Origin of the sequence: Candidatus Burkholderia verschuerenii, from assembly GCF_001189365.1 — a bacterium.
Taxonomy (GTDB): Bacteria; Pseudomonadota; Gammaproteobacteria; order Burkholderiales; family Burkholderiaceae; genus Caballeronia; species Caballeronia verschuerenii.
The window spans coordinates 1-16,554 of record NZ_LFJJ01000034.1; the positions used below are offsets into that span (position 1 = coordinate 1).

15 protein-coding genes and 3 pseudogenes are annotated in these 16,554 nt (G+C 61.4%); 10 read left to right on the forward strand and 8 right to left on the reverse strand.

Features of this window, described 5'->3' with window-relative positions:
- Positions 1 to 120 precede the first annotated feature (120 nt).
- From BVER_RS09110 to BVER_RS09120, 3 genes and pseudogenes are all read left to right on the forward strand, one after another.
- A pseudogene (locus tag BVER_RS09110) lies at positions 121 to 1,000 on the forward strand (LysR family transcriptional regulator); the annotation flags it as partial.
- Positions 1,001 to 1,400: 400 nt separating this feature from the next.
- Positions 1,401 to 2,732: an MFS transporter gene (locus BVER_RS09115; protein WP_050453020.1), complete on the forward strand. Its 1,332-nt coding sequence runs from the start codon at positions 1,401 to 1,403 to the stop codon at positions 2,730 to 2,732.
- A gap of 48 nt (positions 2,733 to 2,780) precedes the next feature.
- On the forward strand, positions 2,781 to 3,671 hold the full coding sequence (locus BVER_RS09120) for an MBL fold metallo-hydrolase (RefSeq protein WP_050453021.1): 891 nt from the start codon (positions 2,781 to 2,783) through the stop codon (positions 3,669 to 3,671).
- A gap of 21 nt (positions 3,672 to 3,692) precedes the next feature.
- Here the strand turns inward: BVER_RS09120 and BVER_RS09125 are convergent, their stop codons facing one another.
- On the reverse strand, positions 3,693 to 4,475 hold the full coding sequence (locus BVER_RS09125; RefSeq protein ID WP_232316457.1) for a pirin family protein: 783 nt from the start codon (positions 4,473 to 4,475) through the stop codon (positions 3,693 to 3,695).
- Positions 4,432 to 5,193 carry an SDR family NAD(P)-dependent oxidoreductase gene (locus BVER_RS09130; RefSeq protein WP_050453023.1) on the reverse strand — a complete coding sequence of 254 codons (762 nt, stop codon included), beginning with the start codon at positions 5,191 to 5,193 and terminating at the stop codon, positions 4,432 to 4,434. The genes BVER_RS09125 and BVER_RS09130 overlap by 44 nt, the downstream gene beginning before the upstream one ends.
- A gap of 112 nt (positions 5,194 to 5,305) precedes the next feature.
- Between BVER_RS09130 and BVER_RS09135 the strand changes: the two genes are divergently transcribed.
- The 3 genes and pseudogenes from BVER_RS09135 to BVER_RS09145 all read left to right on the forward strand — a co-directional run bounded on the left by BVER_RS09135 (position 5,306) and on the right by BVER_RS09145 (position 7,596).
- Complete coding sequence (locus tag BVER_RS09135) at positions 5,306 to 6,223, forward strand: LysR family transcriptional regulator (RefSeq protein ID WP_050453024.1); 918 nt, start codon at positions 5,306 to 5,308, stop codon at positions 6,221 to 6,223.
- A 212-nt stretch (positions 6,224 to 6,435) separates the two neighbouring features.
- A pseudogene (locus BVER_RS09140) lies at positions 6,436 to 7,268 on the forward strand (alpha/beta fold hydrolase).
- Between the two features lie 64 nt (positions 7,269 to 7,332).
- Positions 7,333 to 7,596 carry a hypothetical protein gene (locus BVER_RS09145; protein ID WP_050453025.1) on the forward strand — a complete coding sequence of 88 codons (264 nt, stop codon included), beginning with the start codon at positions 7,333 to 7,335 and terminating at the stop codon, positions 7,594 to 7,596.
- A gap of 25 nt (positions 7,597 to 7,621) precedes the next feature.
- Here BVER_RS09145 and BVER_RS09150 read toward each other — a convergent pair whose 3' ends face one another.
- Positions 7,622 to 8,068 carry a type II 3-dehydroquinate dehydratase gene (locus BVER_RS09150; protein WP_050453026.1) on the reverse strand — a complete coding sequence of 149 codons (447 nt, stop codon included), beginning with the start codon at positions 8,066 to 8,068 and terminating at the stop codon, positions 7,622 to 7,624.
- A 4-nt stretch (positions 8,069 to 8,072) separates the two neighbouring features.
- Positions 8,073 to 9,357, reverse strand: a pseudogene (locus BVER_RS09155) (MFS transporter).
- Between the two features lie 188 nt (positions 9,358 to 9,545).
- Here BVER_RS09155 and BVER_RS09160 point away from each other — a divergent pair.
- The 4 genes from BVER_RS09160 to BVER_RS33555 all read left to right on the forward strand — a co-directional run bounded on the left by BVER_RS09160 (position 9,546) and on the right by BVER_RS33555 (position 12,564).
- Complete coding sequence (locus BVER_RS09160; RefSeq protein ID WP_050453027.1) at positions 9,546 to 10,331, forward strand: IclR family transcriptional regulator; 786 nt, start codon at positions 9,546 to 9,548, stop codon at positions 10,329 to 10,331.
- Between the two features lie 162 nt (positions 10,332 to 10,493).
- Positions 10,494 to 11,423 carry a LysR substrate-binding domain-containing protein gene (locus BVER_RS09165; RefSeq protein ID WP_050453028.1) on the forward strand — a complete coding sequence of 310 codons (930 nt, stop codon included), beginning with the start codon at positions 10,494 to 10,496 and terminating at the stop codon, positions 11,421 to 11,423.
- A 245-nt stretch (positions 11,424 to 11,668) separates the two neighbouring features.
- The gene (locus BVER_RS33550) at positions 11,669 to 12,118 is read left to right on the forward strand and encodes a DMT family transporter (RefSeq protein ID WP_232316458.1); all 450 of its coding nucleotides are present in this window, start codon (positions 11,669 to 11,671) and stop codon (positions 12,116 to 12,118) included.
- Positions 12,119 to 12,141: 23 nt separating this feature from the next.
- Positions 12,142 to 12,564, forward strand: coding sequence for an EamA family transporter (locus BVER_RS33555; protein WP_232316459.1), 423 nt, complete (start codon positions 12,142 to 12,144; stop codon positions 12,562 to 12,564).
- A gap of 18 nt (positions 12,565 to 12,582) precedes the next feature.
- Here the strand turns inward: BVER_RS33555 and BVER_RS09175 are convergent, their stop codons facing one another.
- The 4 genes from BVER_RS09175 to BVER_RS09190 form a co-directional block, all read right to left on the reverse strand.
- Positions 12,583 to 13,458, reverse strand: a complete 876-nt coding sequence (locus BVER_RS09175) for a glycine betaine ABC transporter substrate-binding protein (RefSeq protein WP_050453029.1) — start codon at positions 13,456 to 13,458, stop codon at positions 12,583 to 12,585.
- 216 nt (positions 13,459 to 13,674) lie between these two features.
- Complete coding sequence (locus BVER_RS09180) at positions 13,675 to 14,295, reverse strand: TetR/AcrR family transcriptional regulator (RefSeq protein WP_050453042.1); 621 nt, start codon at positions 14,293 to 14,295, stop codon at positions 13,675 to 13,677.
- 13 nt (positions 14,296 to 14,308) lie between these two features.
- On the reverse strand, positions 14,309 to 14,851 hold the full coding sequence (locus tag BVER_RS09185; protein ID WP_083452106.1) for a thiamine pyrophosphate-binding protein: 543 nt from the start codon (positions 14,849 to 14,851) through the stop codon (positions 14,309 to 14,311).
- Positions 14,848 to 16,554 (reverse strand): AMP-binding protein, encoded by a 1,707-nt coding sequence (locus tag BVER_RS09190; RefSeq protein WP_050453030.1) that lies wholly within the window; start codon positions 16,552 to 16,554, stop codon positions 14,848 to 14,850. The genes BVER_RS09185 and BVER_RS09190 overlap by 4 nt, the downstream gene beginning before the upstream one ends.

Consider the following 16,554-nt stretch of genomic DNA (forward strand, 5'->3'; position numbering starts at 1 on the left):
GGCTTACCCGGAACAATGGACTCCAGTCGTCCCCATATCTCATCGGTCAGCAACATTCGACTCATCTTGATCGCTTACGCAAAAGATGAGATGTAAACACATTTCTTCAAATGTGAACAGAGCCTAAGCTTCGTCGCTGCCGGACGCAAGCTCGGCGTATCCGCATCGGCGGTGGGAAAGACGATCGCGAAACTGGAAGGGTCACTCGGCGTGCGGCTGTTTCATCGAACGACGCGGCGGGTTACGCTCACCGACGAAGGGCGACTCTTTCACGAAAGCTGTGAGAGGATCCTCGGCGAGTTGCGCGATGCGGAGGCGATACTGTCGGAGGCTGCTCAAACGCCCCGTGGCAGGCTGCGTGTGAGCCTGCCGATAATCGGCTACCGCTTCCTGCTGCCGGTATTGCCAAGATTCAACGTGCTCTATCCCGATGTCGAACTGGACCTCGATTTCAACGACCGGCTCGTGGATGTAGTGGAGGGCGGCTTCGACGCGGTTATCCGCAGTGGCACGCTCCGACTCCAGCCTCATGTCGCGCCGGCTTGGCCCGTTCCGATTCATGCTGTGTGCGTCGCCTGATTACGTGGCGCGAGCCGGCTCGCCGCAGTCGCTCGCTGAACTGGCCATGCACGACTGTGTGCGCTATCGTTTTCCGACGACTGGGAAGTTGCAGCCATGGTCGATTGCATCGGATGGCAGTGAACCGCCGAACCTGCGCACTGTGATGACCTGCAACAACATGGAAGCACTCCGCGGCGCGGTCGTCGCGGGGTTCGGTATTGGCTTTATGCCGGACTTCCTTGTCCTCGACTCACTCGCAAGTGGCGCGCTAGTCCCGATGCTGGACGGGCATAGCATCGTGCCTGGTCAGTTCTCGATCCTGTGGCCGTCGAGCTGGCAACTCTCGCCCAAGCTGCACGTGTTCGTTGACTTCCTGTGCGAAAACCTTTTTTCGGAATGCCGAGAACCATCAGTATGGATCCGAAGCAGTGAAAGCTGACGTTGCCGCAACTGGACTACGAAGGTCGAGAGTGGCCAACAGTTGCCTAGCGGAAGTGCGCGGACGACAGTAGACGGATTCCGGCGCACTCTAGCCGTTCGCCGCAGCTTTTGAACGGTCACTCTACTATCTCGACATCCAGCCAATTCCTTCTCCTGTGAACGCGAGCCGCCGCCAGATCACGTCGCGTTGCCACATCGATTGCGCACACAGACGCAGAACGGCGGCGTCATGCACGTCCGATGCCGGAACATCGGATCCATTCGAATACTCCCAAGCCCGCATAACAGGTATTCGAGCGCCCGCCAATCGCCTCCACTACCCTCAAACCTCGTCGGCGAAAAACCACCGACGCCTACCCAAAAAAAGCACAACAAAAACAAGCTAGCAGAAGACAAGGATGGTCGATAACTCGGATATCCGGCGCATCGCATGGTCGAGCGCGATCGGCGCGACGCTGGAATGGTATGACTTCTTCATTTTCGGATCGGCCGCCGCGCTGATCTTCAACAAGCTGTTCTTTCCCGCGTTCGATCCGGTGGCCGGAACGATCGCATCACTCGCCACCTTCGCGATCGGCTTTATCGCGCGGCCGCTCGGCGGCATCGTGTTCGGACAATTTGGCGACCGCATCGGCCGCAAAGCGATGCTCGTGATGAGCCTCACGATGATGGGCGGCGTGACGTTTCTTATCGGCCTGTTGCCGACGTATTCGCAAGTCGGCGTCACCGCGCCGCTGCTGCTGACGTTTCTGCGCTTCCTGCAGGGCTTCGCGGTGGGCGGCGAATGGGGCGGCGCGACGCTGATGGTCATCGAACATGCGCCCGCGAAAAAGCGTGGCGCATTCGGAAGCTGGCCACAATGCGGCATTCCGGCCGCGTTATTGCTCTCGATCGGCGTGATGGCGCTGACGACATCGGTGATGTCGGCCGATCAGTTCACCGCGTGGGGCTGGCGTATTCCGTTTCTCGTGAGCGGCGTGCTCGTCGTGTTCGGCATCTTCCTGCGACGCAGCGTATCGGAGTCGCCCAGTTTCAAGAAGCTGCAAAAGGCGAACGCCAAAGACCGTCTGCCGATCGCGACCGTGCTGAAGCACGAAAAGCGCAAGACGGTCGCGATCATCGCGGCGCAGGCGGCGGAAAATACGAGCTTCTATGCCATCGTGGTGTATTCGCTCGTCTATCTGACGCAGGATCTGCATGTCCCTCGGCCGCTCGCGTTGCGTGCGCTGATGATCGGCGCGTTTCTGCAAACGATCACACAGCCCATCTTCGGCGCCCTCTCGGATCGCATCGGCCGCAAGCGCGTATACATGGGCGGCATGATTTTCATCGGCCTCTTCATCTTTCCGTTTTACGCGATGCTGCACACCGCGAGTTTCCCGATGATTGTCGCGGCCATTTCCATCGCGCTGATCGGGCAGGGCAGCACGCAGGCCACGCAACCGAGCCTGATGGGCGAGCAATATGCGGCGTCGATTCGCTACAGCGGCGTCTCGGTCGCCTATCAGTTCGCGACCGTCATCTGGAGCGGCCCGACGCCGATCCTTGCCGCGCTGCTGGTGGGCTGGGCCGGCAGTTACTGGCCGCTCGCGGCGTATATCGTGCTGGCGTCGGTGATTTCGGTGATCGGCATCACGCAGTTGCGCGAAGCGGCGGGACAGGAACTCGGGCTCAAGGAGCCGACGCCGACCGACGACGATGCCGCCCGTCAGACCGCGGCGGTCGCCTGATTCATCCGATCGAGTGCGCATCGGATATTGATAAGGAAACCAAATCAAATGATTCGTTTCAAGATCGGCAAGGTGACGGCGACGCTCGTCGAAGAGATGGTCGACCATTCATTCGAGTTCCTGCGATTCTTTCCGCTGGCAACTGAAGAAGCGCTGGCGGAGAACCTGTCCTGGATGGCGCCCGGACATTACGATGTCGCGAGCAAACGGCTTCTGCTCAGCATGCATTCGTGGCTGCTGGATACGGGCAAGCACAAGATCCTGATCGACGGCTGCGTGGGCAACGACAAGAATCGGCCGGGCCGTCCGGACTGGTGCGGACTGAACACACCGTTTCTGGACCGGCTCGCGGCGGCGGGCGCAACGCCGGACGACATCGATTTCGTGCTGTGCACGCATCTGCACGCGGACCACATCGGCTGGAATACGCGGCTCGTCGGCGATTGCTGGGTGCCCACTTTCTCGCGCGCAAAGTACGTATTCTCGCGGCGTGAACATGAATTCTGGGAGGCGAAGTGCGCGGTCGATGCCGACAAGGGCGGACCGCACCTGATCGCGTATCGGGATAGCGTTTTGCCGGTGATCGAAGCGGGTCAGGCGATGATTGTCGACGACTATGCCGAGCTCGCGGATTGCCTCACGCTCGAACCGGCGCCCGGCCACACGCCCGGTCATATCGCGATCTGGCTGCGCTCGGGCGACGCGCGCGCGGTCTTGACGGGCGACATCCTCCATCATCCGATTCAGGTGCAATTCCCGCAGTGGAGTTGCTTCGGCTGTATCGATCCGGTGCAGTCCGCCGAAACGCGCAAGGCCGTGTTGCGCGCCACGTGCGAGCATCGCGCGTTGCTGTTGCCGGGCCACTTCATGCCGCCGCACGCGGGATACATCGACGAGGCGCTCGATGGTTTTGCGCTGCGATTCGCGACTAGCGAATAGCGACCGTCGCGCGCAAGCACGTCACGTTTCCGCGCACGGTCGTCGAGGAAGCTCGATCAACCAAACGGACGTTTCATCGATCGCAGTCACGCCAAGCGCGCGTTCTCCGATGATCGCCGCGCCGTCGCGTGGCGCAAGGTCCACATCGTTGACGCGGATTCGTCCTGTCGTCGTGACGAGGTACGCCATGGCTTCCTCTGCTATCGGGTGAACTTCCGTCTGGCCCGCGTGCAGCATCGCGCCCATGACGCGCGCATCCGCATCGATCTCCAGTGCGCCATGCTCGACATCAGTCACATCGCCACTTGCGAGCACGACGAATCGCTCCGTCATCGTGATTAGGCGCATCGCCCAACGAGGTTCGACATTGCGTGAGCGCGGCGTCAGCCAGATCTGAAACAACTGGGCCGCATGGTCCTCTTCGTTGCGTTCGGCGTGCAGCACGCCTTTGCCGGCGCTCATCACCTGAATGTCGCCGGCGGCGATGCGCGCCTGGTTGCCGACGCTGTCTTCATGCGCAATGACGCCCGAACGCACGATGGTGACGATCTCGACGTTCTCATGCGCATGCATGCCGAAACCCGAATGCGGCGCAAAGGTATCGTCGTTCCAGATATACAGAGGACCGAGCGGCGCGTGCTCCGGTGGCCCGATCGAGCCGAACCGGAAATGAAGCCTTGCCTGAAGCCACGCTCGGTCGATGCGGCCAAGTGTATTGAACGGCCGATGTCGAATCACGATACCCTCGCGTGTGCCAAGTTCAGACTTGCGCCTGCCCGCCGTCGACGAACAACTCCGCGCCATTCACGAAGCTCGCATCGTCCGATGCCAGGAACAGCGCGGCCGCGGCGATCTCATTAGGGTCGCCCACACGACCCATCGGAATGCGCGAGGCGAGGTAATCGAGCAAGCCTTGCTGTTGCGTCGCATCCGGTCCCGCGAGTTCGACGAGGCCGGGCGTCTTCGTCGCGCCGGGGCTGATCGTGTTGACGCGGATGCCGCGGTCCTTGAGGTCGAGAATCCAACTGCGAGCAAAGTTGCGGATGGCGGCCTTCGAGGCGGAATAGACGCTGAAGGCTGCCGTCCCTTCGATGGTCACCGTCGAGCCGGCCAGAATCACCGATGCGCCCCGCGACAGCAGCGGCAATGCCTTCTGCACCGTGAAGAGCGTCCCCTTCACATTGCGATCGAAGGTGTCGTGATAGTGCGCTTCGGTGATGTCGCCGAGCGGCACCATCGAACCGCCGCCTGCATTGGCGAACAGCACATCGAGCCGGCCCTTCTCGCCGCGGATCTGGTCATAGAGTGCGTCCAGTTGATCGAGCTTGGACGAGTCGACGCGAACGCCGGTCACGGTGCCGATTTCCCCGATCGCGGCCACGGCTGCATCGAGCTCGGCCTGACGACGCCCGGTGATATAAACGTGCGCGCCTTCTGCCGCAAAGCGCTTGGCGGTGGCCAGGCCGATGCCGCCGGTTGCGCCGGTGACGAGTGCGATTTTGCCTTCGAGCTTGCGTGCCATGATGTTTCTCCTTGAGTCCGTTTCGTTGAGTGGTGAAGCGATGTGAGGAGAATATCGACGCGGGCATCTTTTCGAAATAGAATCGCCTGCAAACCATCATTGCAAAAATGAAATGAACCAGTTTCCGGACTTCGAGGGATTGGCGATGTTCGCCAAGGTGGCCGAAGAGGGATCGTTCGCGGCCGCAGCGAGGGCGATGGGCGTCTCGGTGGCAACGGTTTCGCGGGGCGTGGCGCGTCTGGAAGAACGGTTGGGCGCGCGGTTTTTCAATCGGACGTCGCGCCAACTGGCGCTGACCGAGTTCGGCGGAACGATCGCCGAGAAAGCGGGCGACATCTATCGTCAGGCAGAAGAAGCGGAAAGTGCCGCGCGCGAGATGTCGGTGCAGCCGCGCGGTCTGGTTCGGCTGGCCGTGCCGATGTCTTTCGGGCTGCGCTGGGTCGCGCCGCTGATGCCTGGCTTCTTCGGAGCCTACCCCGAGGTAGCGGTCGACCTGCATTTGTCCGATGCAACCGTGGACATCATCGCGCAAGGGTTCGATGCTGCGTTGAGAATCGCCGCGTTGCCCGATTCCTCGCTCGTCGCCAAGCGTCTTTGTCCTGTGTCCCAGCTTGTCGTCGCGTCGCCGGAATATCTGAAGCGCGATGGCCGGCCGATGCATCCGCGTGAGTTGGTCGGCCGGCCATGTCTCTCGTATGCCTATCGCGCGCGCAACGAAGTCTGGCGATTCGTCAACGATGCCGGGGACGAGGAGCCCGTCACGCCTGTAGGTCCGCTACGCGTGACCAACTCCGACGCCTTGCTGCCGATGCTGCTCGAGGGACTGGCGATCGCGGAGCTGCCCGAGTTCATTGCAGGCGAGTACTTCGCCGACGGTCGCCTCGAGGCCATTCTGACGGACTGGCATCTCACGCGGGGCGGACTGTACTTCGTGACGCCATCGGCCCGGGCGCGACCGGCCAAGGTGACGGCGCTGGCTGACTATCTTGCCGCGCACCTTTCGAAGCCTGCCTGGTTCCTGAACGCGTAAAGTTGCGCTTGCACGTCAGCGCTGACGTTGCATCATCATTGCGCGACTGCAACGATGATTTGCGCCTGAAGCTATTTCGCATTGCCGCGTGTCTTCGTAATCTTCTCGCACTGCCTCACGCCGCTGTTTCGTCATCGGACGAAGGCAAGGAAGACGGATGTCGGCATCACACGTGCCGACGATTGCTCACCACCACGTAAAAGGAAACGACCATGCTGTACGTGACAACGCAAGACAACGTCGAAATCTTCTACAAGGACTGGGGCCCGAAAGACGCTCAGCCCATCGTCTTCCATCATGGCTGGCCGCTGTCCTCCGACGACTGGGACGCGCAAATGCTGTTCTTCGTTCAGAAGGGCTACCGTGTGATTGCGCATGACCGGCGCGGCCACGGCCGCTCGTCGCAAGTCTCCGATGGCCACGACATGGACCACTATGCAGCGGACGCATTCGCCGTGGTCGAAGCGCTCGACTTGCGAAACGCCGTGCACATCGGCCATTCGACGGGAGGCGGTGAAGTCGCTCGCTACGTGGCGAAGCACGGTGAGCCGGCGGGCCGCGTGGCGAAAGCCGTGCTCGTGAGCGCCGTGCCTCCCCTGATGGTCAAGACGGATGCGAATCCGGAGGGCTTGCCGATCGAAGTATTCGACGGATTTCGCAAAGCGCTCGCGGACAATCGCGCGCAATTCTTTCTGGATGTGCCGAGCGGCCCGTTCTACGGATTCAACCGATCAGGGGCCACCGTTCATCAAGGCGTCATCCAGAACTGGTGGCGTCAGGGCATGATGGGCAGTGCAAAGGCGCACTACGAAGGGATCAAGGCATTCTCCGAAACCGATCCGACGACCTTCGCGCCATTACGGTGCCGACGCTCGTGCTGCACGGCGAGGACGATCAGATCGTGCCGATCGGCGATTCGGCGCGGAAGTCGATCGAGTTGTTGAAGAACGGCACGATCAAGACTTACCCCGGCTTTTCTCACGGTATGTTGACGGTCAACGCGGATATCCTTAACGCCGATCTTCTCGCGTTCGTGCAAAGCTAAAGTTTTGAAGCCCGCTTAGGCGGGTTTCTTCTGCGATCGGCCATGTACTACTGAAGCCCGTGCAATGAATAACGAAGAGCAACACGCGCTGACACGGCTGGAGAAGTTTTGCATCGGCATACTGGCCGTCATTGCGGGCATCACACTCGCCGCCGTGGTCGGCAATGCGGCATTGAACCTCCTTTTGTATCACCGGCTGACGGCGCCGGTGACGGAGGATACGAACCTCGCAGGAGGATTCGCGCTGCTCGCGCTTTTGCCGATTGGCTTGCTGCTGGCGGTCTGCACGACCGCGGGCTGTTTTTATCTCTTCCACAAGCTCAAGTAAGGCCTGTTGATGTGAGGCCGCGAATTCAAGCCTGAGCGCTCCACAAATCGTCGACCGCGCGGATCGCCAGCGCATAGCCGTTTGCACCCGCGCCGCAGATCACGGCCGTCGCGGCGACCGAAATCGTCGAGTGCCGGTATTCCTCGGAGCGTCGATGGATATTCGTGATATGCACTTCTACGACCGGACGGCGAATCAGCTTGACCGCATCGAGCACGGGAATCCGTCCGAACGAGAATCTCGCCGGATTGATGATCAGCGCCGCGTCCTGCAGAAAGGCTTCCTGTATCGAATCGATCAGCACGCTCTCGCTGTTGGTCTGACGAAACACGCAGTCGAACTCGAGCGTATCGGCGAGCGCCATGCAGTTCTTTTCGATGTCCGCGAGCGTCGTGCTGCCGTAGAGATGAGGCTCGCGCAAGCCGAGCATGTTCAGGTTGGAGCCATTGAGGATATAGAGTTTGCGGGTCATGGTGTCAGTGGTTAGCGCTGCGTTCGAGGGCTGTGTCGCGGGTTTCCCGGGACGTCGCGATCATCAGAAATGAGAGCAGATTCAGCGAGCCGCAGACCAACACGATGGCCCACGGCGAACCATGAAACGCGTTGAGCAAGGCCACGGCGACAATCGGCATCGGTCCGCCGGTGAGCAGGTTGGCGCCCGAGTACGCGAGCGCCGAACCCGTGTAGCGCGCTTCGGTCGGAAAGGATTCGGCGAACCAGACAGGCTGGATGCCGCTCTGGAATTGCGTGAAGCCGAGGAACGCGCCCATCACGGCCGCACTCATGCCGATCGAACCGTGGCTCAGAATCGGAAAGTAGATCAGGCAGCAGACCAGCGTACAGAACGAGCCGATCAACAGCGCGCGTTTGCGCCCGATCCGATCGCTGAGATAGCCGCCCACGAGCGCGCCTGCAATCGCGCAGACGTTGGCGGCCATCAGAAGCATGAAGCCGGTCTGCTTGGGCACGCCGAGGTTCTTGGTCAGATAGCTGAGCGAGAACACCACGATCAGATAGAACAGCGCCGCCGGGCCGCAGAAAAACAGTGTCAAACGCAACGCGGTACGCCAGTGAAACGTCAGGACGACGCCGAGCGGATTGGCGGCGCGCGTTTGCTCGCCGCTCTTCTTGAGCGCTTCGAAGGCGGGCGTCTCGCTGACTTTCAGGCGGATATAAATGTCCAGCAGCACGAGGACGAAGCTCGCGAGAAACGGCATTCTCCATCCGACGCGTTCGAAGTCTTCGGGCGACAGCACACTCGCGAGAACGAACAACGATAGATTGGCGAGAATCTGACTGAGCGGCGAACAAATGCCGAGCAGGCCGGAATAAAAGCCGCGCCGTCCGGCAGCAGCGTGTTCGACCGCCATCAACTGTGCGCCCGTCGATTCCCCGCCGAGCGCGAAGCCCTGAATGACGCGCAGCGACACGAGCAAGACTGGCGCGAGGATGCCGACTTGCTGATAGGTCGGCAACAGTCCCATCAGGAACGACGAGACGCCCATCACCGATACGGTGGCCAGCATCAGGTTGCGGCGTCCCCAGCGATCGCCGAGCATGCCGCAAATCACCCGCGCCGAGCGGTCGCGCGGCGAGGCCCGCCCAAAAGCTCGCGAGCGATGCCAGCAGCGAAGCGGTCGGATCGAGCGACGGAAAGAACAGCTTCGGAAAGAGCGTGGCCGCGACCACGCCGTAAAGCGCGAAGTCGAACCATTCGAGTGCGGTTCCGACCGTCGCGCCCGCGCCCGCGCGACGTGCCATCCGGTGAGTGTGGGTGTCGCGCCGGGCGGCCGCGATCTCCGAGTCAGCAAGTACCGACATGCCTGTCTCCTCTTGTTTTCGATATGTTGACGCGCCCATTGCGGCTGCGTGCAGATGCTATTGTTTGCGCTGCGCAAGCCTTGCGTTCCGCACCGGAACTGCATTTCACATCACGAAAATCGACAGTTATGTCGCTGAAAAACGGCCTCAGGATTCTCGACTTCCTCGCGTCGCAAGGCGAGGGCGTGGGCCTGCTCGCAATCGCCGATGCCTTGGGCTTGCCGCGCGGCACATGCCATCGCGTCCTGGCCGAGTTGGTCGAAGGCGGCTACGTCAGGCAACTTCACGACCACGGCCGCTACATCCTGACGATGCGCATGACGTCGAACGGACTGGAGTTTTTGAGCCTGACCGGGATCGCGGATATTGCGCAGCCGATCATCGAGCGCATCGCCGCGCGGACGGGCGAACTGGCGCGGCTATCGCTGGTGGATGGCGACGCGATCATCTGGGTCGGCAAGGCGGACGGACAGCGCACCTGCTTCCGTTACGACCCGGACATGGGTCAGGCGGCGCGGCTGTCGTGCACGTCGACGGGACACGCATGGCTGATGACGATGACCGATGAACAGGCCGTCGCGCTGGTGCTGAAGCAGGGCTTCGGACAGCCGAACGAATTCGGTCCCCACGCCCCGACGACACTCAAGGCGCTGCTGGGCTTCCTGCACGCCGCGCGCGTGCGCGGCTACGCGATGATCGACGAAGTGTTCGCGCCGCGCATGTCGGCGGTCGCGACGCCGGTGGTGAGCGGCTCGCGCTGCGTCGGCGTCATCAGCCTGGCCGGTCCGCGCGCGCGGTTGACGGCCGAGAAAATCCACGAGCACTCGGTGTTGCTGCGCGAGGCAGCCAATGAACTGGCGCAGTTGAGCAATCTCGCCGGATTCCCGAGCCGGTCGCCGCTCGGCAAGGCCTGATTCAATAAACTGCTCAAGCAAGGTCGCACTGGTGCAGAACGCGTCGCTGAAGGCGGAAAAACTAAGGCGTGCGCTCGCGGCTACCGGTAAGGTAGCAGCGGGTCTTCAAGCAGTCGATGCCGCTTGAAGCGTGCCAAAAATAATCCCAGAAGTGTGCTCACGATGAAAGCAGCCGTTGAAAGTGCCAAAGGCTACCGTCGCCTCATCCCCTCGCTGACTGCATTGGTTGAGTTCGAAGCCGTGGCGCGATTGCGCAGCTTTACCAATGCCGCAGCGGAACTCGGCGTAACGCAGGCTGCGGTCAGTCGTCAGGTCCGTTTGCTCGAGGACATGCTTGCCGTGCGTCTCCTCGACCGATTGCACAGAAACCTGATGCTCACGAAAGAGGGTGAAGCGCTGTATTCCGTCGTCTCTGAATCGATGGGAAGAATTGCCGGCGTGTTCGATCGCCTGGCAACCGGTATCGGCGAGGAAGAGTTGGTGATTGGCGCGACGGCCGCGTTCTCGCACTTCCGGCTCATGTCCAGCGTGGGAGAGTTGAAGCGCGACCGCCCGAATCTGCGCGTGCGGCTCTCCACGACCATGTTCACGGCCGACCTTAGTCATAACGAAGTCGATGCTGTCGTGCGCTTCGGCAATGGGAACTGGAATGACGGCACGTCCTATCTCATGTTCGAGGAACAGGTGACGGCGGTCTGTTCCCCGCAATTTCTGGAGAAGAATAAGACGCCACAGTCGCTTTCCGAGCTGATGACCTGCTCGTTGATTTCCGACGATCCGACGTCGGAAGGATGGCTCACGTGGGAGAAATGGTTTCGGGCGCTGGGCGAGCGACCGGGGAAGTTGAATTACGGCCTGCTCACCTCGCTCTATACCGATGCCGTGCAGGCCGCCCGCGACGGTCAGGGCGTCGTGCTCGGTTGGAACCGGTTGTTGCACAAGCATCTGGCGAGCGGAGAACTCGTCAGCGTCACCGACGCGTCTTTACCGATGAGAGATGCGTACTACGTGGTGATTCCTCACGGCCGAAGCATCACGCCGACGATACAAGCGCTGATTGAACTGCTTCGGCAGGAAGCGGGCATCGCTTGACGGTGCAATTGCTGTTCGCGTGCCTGAACGCTGACGTGGCGAATACGCGTAGACGAAAGCCATAATTTAAAGTAATGCCAAACGGAAAATAAAGCGCATTGACGATGTTTTTGCGCAATCGAATACTTGCGCCAACGCGGGACCAAACGATGTTCCGATACCTCAAAGCGTTGGAGAACGACGATGTCTGAACACCAGGATAAGCTTCGACGCGAAGCTTATCGAGTCTGCGACCAAGAGCCAGCATGAGACTGACGAGAGCGGCTTTTGTTTTCCTCGGCGTACTGTGGGGCTCGAACTTCATTTACATGAAATGGGCGACGGAGCTGATCAGCCCGATGCAAGTCGCGTTTCTACGCGTGCTGTTCGGGTTCATCCCGTTGGCGGTATTCGCCTGGCGCAAGCGCGCAATCGAGCGCACTCAATTGCGTATGTTGCCGCATTTTCTCGTCATGGCGGCTGCGGCGACCGCGTTCTACTATGTCGCCATCATCAAGGGAACGGCTTTGCTTCCATCAGGCATTGCCGGTGTCCTGGGCGGAGCGATTGCTTTGTTCACGGCGGTGTTTTCATTGCTGTTCCGAACCGAGAAGTTCCATGCGATGACGGGCGCCGGCATCGTGCTCGGCCTTGGGAAGCCGCCGGCAGCAACATCGACGTCACGGGCGTCGCCTGGCTGCTCGCAAGTTCGATGACCTTGGGTCTGTCGTATATCTACGTGCTGCGTTATCTCGCTCCCGCGAATCTTTTGCCGCTCGCGCTGGCAACATGGCAGATGGGACTGGCGCTGGTGATTCTGTCGTTCGTGACGGACTTCTCCGGCATGAGCGTGTTGTTCTCCGACTGGCGAGCAACGATGGGCGTGGTTGTCGGACTCGGCGGTCTGGGAACGGGCGCGGCCTTTCTCATTTACTACTATTTGCTCGAGAAACTCGGGGCCGTGGCGTCATCCAGTTCGAATTACCTCGCTCCGGCAGTCGCGTTGCTGATCGGCTGGGCTGCCGGAGAGCGGTTCGGATTGGTTGAAGCCATCGCAATCGTGCTGATCTTTCTCAGCATTGCATTGCTCCAGCTTGCTCAGCAACGAGCCTCTGGATTGACTGTCGAGCGTGCTTCGCGCGCGGCGGAATGCATCGACTAGCCGCGCGTCCAAGTCGCGCTATTGCTGAAGCCAGGCCTGCACCTTCTCCGGATGCGAATCGACGAACTTCTTCGCCGCCGCATTCCAGTCGTTGTTCGCATTGCCGTCGAGTTCGATTTGCTCGACGTCGGCCAGCGTCAGCTTGTAATGCTTGATGAACGCATCGGCGCGCGGATACTTCTGCGCGAACTGTTTTGATGCGAAGCCGCGAATCTGCTCGTCGCCGCCGAGCACGCCCTTGGGATCCTTCAGATATCGCATCTTGTACTTCTGCCACAACCAATGCGGACTCCATACGGTCGCCACGATCCAGCTCTTCGACTGATACGCGCGCGAGACCGCGGTCAGCATGCCGGCTTCGCTGGCGCGGACCAGGTTGTATCCCGCGAGGTCGTATTCCTTCATCGCCTTTTCCGATGCGACCATCTCGCCCGCGCCCGGCTCGATACCCTGAATCGAGCCGTTCAGCTTGCTCTTCACGTCGGGTTTGTTGAGGTCCGCGATGGATGAGACTTCGCTTTCGGGCACATAGTCCGGCACGGCCCAGCCGATCTTCGCGCCCGTGTAGATCACGCCGAGATCGTCCATCTGATCCTTGAAGCGCGCGTAATACGCCGCGTGCGTCACCGGCAGCCACGCGCCGAGCATCATGTCGACATCGCCGCGCGACACGCCTTGAAACTGGATGCCGAGATCGGCCACGACGAGCGTGACGGGCTGGTTCAGCTTCGTCTCAAGCACGTACTTCGCGGTGTAGGTGACGGCTTGCGTGTCGGCCCAGTTGGCCAACGAGATCTTGATGGGATCGGCGGCGTGGGCGGACATCGCGAAGGTGACGGCCGAGGCCGTCACGCCGAGTTGAGAGACGAAGCGTACAAAGAAGACGTTCTTCATGTGAGGTTCCCTGCGTTCTTTTCGCGATGGACGATGGATCGTGCTGTGTGTCTGAGTTACCTCTATTCTTCGGATCGTTGACGACCGGTGGTTGATGCAACGCGGCGTATCAGTCGCGCGTTGGGGCTTGAGTATTCGAGCGCATAAACGCGCTGTCAACGTGATTTGTTTTCACCGCACTATTACTTTGAGTTATGCGTGAGGGTTCCGCGCGCGTCATTCGGCGTAGCCTCGGCGCGCATAGAAGCGTTGCATCTCGTTCGGCTGCGGACGCACGCCGGTGAAGACCTCGACCCAATCCGGGATGCGCCGCATGCGTGTGGAGAAGTCCTCGTCGGCGCGCGTTGCCGCATAGCCGACCTGCACGAGATAGGTCGTGCGCGCCCGTACATCGGCGACGGACGGCTCGTAGCCGAAGCGCATGAACGTCGCGGTCAGCACGTCGATGCGTTGCGCATCGTCCTTCTGGATCAGCCGCGTGATCTCCGGCGATTGCTGCGCCCAGTTGCGGATCGCGGCTTCGAAGCGCGTGTCGAAGAGCGCGTCGTCGAACCAGCAGTCGAATACGTTCAGCATCGCCTCGCAGATGCTGTCCGCGTAAGCCTCGTTACGCCTGATCCAGTTGCCGGTGTTCTTCTCTTCCCAGCGCGTCACCAGCGCGCCGAGCAGTTCGTCGCGGTCGTGGAAAAACCAGTAGAAGCTCGTGTGCGCGAGGTTCAGCTTTTTCGCGAGCGTCAGGATGCGAACCGAATCGACACCGCCTTCCAGCAGGCTTTCGTACGCGCAGTCCAGCCACATCTCGGCTGAGCCGCGCACCGTTTCGACTGTCTGATCCATGCCCATTCCTTGATTACCCTGCCTTGGGCACGGTGTCGCGCAAGGTATCGGTCGGAAAGTCGAGATAGACCGGACCGGGATCGCCACCGTCACCTTGGGAGCGCGATACCGCTTCGCGCAGTTCCGGCAGCACGAGCGACGCCTCGCGCACCGTGCGCGCGTAACGCGTGATCGGCTTCACGAAGTCGATATGCACCATATCCTGCAACGCGCCGCGATTTTCCTGCTGACGCGGCGGAAGACCCGACAGCACGATCACCGGCGCGCGCGCCACATGCGCGTTCGCGATGCCGGTCATCGCGTTGGTCGTGCCGGGCCCGGCGGTGACCAGCGCCACGCCCGGTTCGCCCGTCAATGTGCCGTGCGCGTGCGCCATATAGACGGCGGCGCGTTCGTCGCGGACATCGACGATCTGAATGCCTTCGGCGTCGAGCCGCATCCAGATCGGCATGATGTGTCCGCCGCACAGCGCGAACACGCGCGTGACGCCCTGTGCCTTCAAAAATCGTGCGATGACGCCGGCGACCGTGTCGCCCGTCAGCGGTGGCAAGCTCATGATGCGGTCCTCGCGATTTCCTTGGTTGCGTAGTCGTGGGTTTTGGCCGCCGCGGCCGAATGCTCGGCGGGCTTCTTCTTCAGCGGCCGAAGATCGATCGCGCCGGGCCGCAGGTGCGGATCGCCTTCCTTGAAGAGACTGATCTTGTGCAGCTTCTGCGAACTCGTCGTCGGCAGTTGATCGAGGAAGAGATACCACGCGGGCGCCTTGAAATACGCCATGCGCGCCATGCAGAACGCGAGCAGGTCGCGCGCGAGTTGCTGCGGGTCGGTCACGTCCGGCGTTGGCACGATGCACGCCATCACTTCTTCCTCGCGCACTTCGTCGGTCACGGCGATCACGGCCGCCTGATGCACTTGCGGATGCTGCACCAGACACGCTTCGATCTCCGCTGGCGAGATGTTCTCGCCCGCGCGCCGGATGATGTGCTTGTGACGATCCACGAAGTAGATGCGCTTGCTGTCGTCGCGCATCACGACATCGCCGGTATGAAACCAGCCGCCTTGCCAGGTTTCGTCGGTGGCGGCTTCGTTCTTCAGATACGCGCTGAAAAAGCCCTTGCGCGGTTCCGCTTCGCTATGACGGATCAGCAGTTGACCCGGCGTATTCGCGGGCACTTCGCGGCCTTCCTGATCGACGATGATCGCCTCGATGCCCGGCGCGGGACGCCCGAACGCGCGGCTGTCGACGGCGCGCGGCTCTTCGTGATCGGTGATCAGGCGGCCGACTTCCGACATCGACCACATCTCGACCAGCGGAATGCCGTAGCGCTCTTCGAACTGCACGTGATGTTCCGGCTCGCAGCCCGCGCACAACGCGAAGCGAATGGCGTGCTGCTTCTCGCGCGGATCGAACGCGAACTTGAGCAACACGTTCGGGATGATGCCCTGAAACTGCACGGCGGTGATCTCGCATTCGGTCACGTCGCGCCACCAGGTGCTCGCGTGGAAGCGGTCGGGAAACACGAGGCAGTTGCCGGTCAGAAGCATCGCCGAAACGGAAATCGACAGGCAGTTCGCGTGATGCAGCGGCAGCGGGTTATACAGGCGTTCGCAGCCTTCACCGATCTGCATCACGCCGCCGCGCGTCACGTAGCACATGCCGAACATGTGAAAGTACTCGTTGCTCATGATGCAGCCTTTCGGCCGTCCGGTCGTGCCGGAGGTGTAGAGCAGCGCGGCTTCGGTGTCGGTGTCCGGCGTGCCGGTCGCGGCGGACGTGCGCGGAACCGGCAGCGCCTTCGGGAAGTTTTCGAGCGAGACGACGGCGGCCACGTTCTCGCAGGTGCGCGCGGCTTCGCGAACTTGCTCGATACGGCTGTCGATCGAAATAGCGAGCGACGCCTCCGAATGCGACAGCAGATATTCGATCTCGTCGTGCCGATAATCCGGATTGATCGGCACGACGCTCACGCCCAGCGAATTGAGCGCGAAGTAGTGAAACAGAAACTCGGGCCGCTGATCGAACAGAATCGCGACGCGATGCCCCAAACCGTAACCCGCTTCCTGATACGTCTCGCGCAGCGCGCTTACGCGATCGAGCGTCTCGCGCCACGTCCAGCTCGCGCCCGCCGGATGATACGCGTGCCCTTCCATCGGCGGCACCATGTAGGCGAGGCGATCGGCGAAGCGTCCGACCGCGCGTTGCAGCGAGTCGTAGAGCGTGCCGAACGTGCGCGGATCGACATCGGTTAATTCAGCCAT

Bases quoted from the DNA above. Each gene is read 5' to 3' on its own strand.
- BVER_RS09115 (WP_050453020.1), top strand. From the start codon at position 1,401: ATGGTCGATAACTCGGATATCCGGCGCATCGCATGGTCGAGCGCGATC.
- BVER_RS09120 (WP_050453021.1), top strand. From the start codon at position 2,781: ATGATTCGTTTCAAGATCGGCAAGGTGACGGCGACGCTCGTCGAAGAG.
- BVER_RS09125 (WP_232316457.1), bottom strand. From the start codon at position 4,475: ATGGCGCGGAGTTGTTCGTCGACGGCGGGCAGGCGCAAGTCTGAACTT.
- BVER_RS09130 (WP_050453023.1), bottom strand. From the start codon at position 5,193: ATGGCACGCAAGCTCGAAGGCAAAATCGCACTCGTCACCGGCGCAACC.
- BVER_RS09135 (WP_050453024.1), top strand. From the start codon at position 5,306: ATGAACCAGTTTCCGGACTTCGAGGGATTGGCGATGTTCGCCAAGGTG.
- BVER_RS09145 (WP_050453025.1), top strand. From the start codon at position 7,333: ATGAATAACGAAGAGCAACACGCGCTGACACGGCTGGAGAAGTTTTGC.
- BVER_RS09150 (WP_050453026.1), bottom strand. From the start codon at position 8,068: ATGACCCGCAAACTCTATATCCTCAATGGCTCCAACCTGAACATGCTC.
- BVER_RS09160 (WP_050453027.1), top strand. From the start codon at position 9,546: ATGTCGCTGAAAAACGGCCTCAGGATTCTCGACTTCCTCGCGTCGCAA.
- BVER_RS09165 (WP_050453028.1), top strand. From the start codon at position 10,494: ATGAAAGCAGCCGTTGAAAGTGCCAAAGGCTACCGTCGCCTCATCCCC.
- BVER_RS33550 (WP_232316458.1), top strand. From the start codon at position 11,669: ATGAGACTGACGAGAGCGGCTTTTGTTTTCCTCGGCGTACTGTGGGGC.
- BVER_RS09175 (WP_050453029.1), bottom strand. From the start codon at position 13,458: ATGAAGAACGTCTTCTTTGTACGCTTCGTCTCTCAACTCGGCGTGACG.
- BVER_RS09180 (WP_050453042.1), bottom strand. From the start codon at position 14,295: ATGGATCAGACAGTCGAAACGGTGCGCGGCTCAGCCGAGATGTGGCTG.
- BVER_RS09185 (WP_083452106.1), bottom strand. From the start codon at position 14,851: ATGAGCTTGCCACCGCTGACGGGCGACACGGTCGCCGGCGTCATCGCA.
- BVER_RS09190 (WP_050453030.1), bottom strand. From the start codon at position 16,554: ATGGCTGAATTAACCGATGTCGATCCGCGCACGTTCGGCACGCTCTAC.